This is a genomic window from Pseudomonas sp. C11, assembly GCF_034683865.1.
Taxonomy (GTDB): Bacteria; Pseudomonadota; Gammaproteobacteria; order Pseudomonadales; family Pseudomonadaceae; genus Aquipseudomonas.
The window spans coordinates 1-255 of the sequence record NZ_JAWIIP010000064.1 but is presented as its reverse complement, the minus strand read 5'-3'; the positions used below and the strand labels follow the sequence as shown (position 1 = coordinate 255).

The following is a 255-nucleotide window of genomic DNA, read 5'->3' as shown; positions in this document are numbered from 1 at the left end:
AAGGGGTGAAGAATAAAGTGGCGGTCGTTCCAACGAATGACTGTCGGTGCGGTCGAAGTGCCAGATCATTGCAGCGGCTCAGCGCGCTGCGTCCAAAACACATATCGCCGCAGGAGAGACTTGCAAGGGCTCAGCAGACGACGGGTCGCCAACCTCGCTACAAACGCATTCTGCTCAAACTCAGCGGCGAGGCCCTGATGGGATCTGAAGATGTCGGCATCGACCCCAAGGTGCTCGATCGCATGGCGTTGGAAG

General features: G+C 58.0%; 1 pseudogene. It reads left to right on the top strand.

The window, feature by feature from the left end:
* Window positions 1-101: 101 nt before the first annotated feature.
* Window positions 102-255: pseudogene (locus VC352_RS24930) on the top strand (hypothetical protein); the annotation flags it as partial.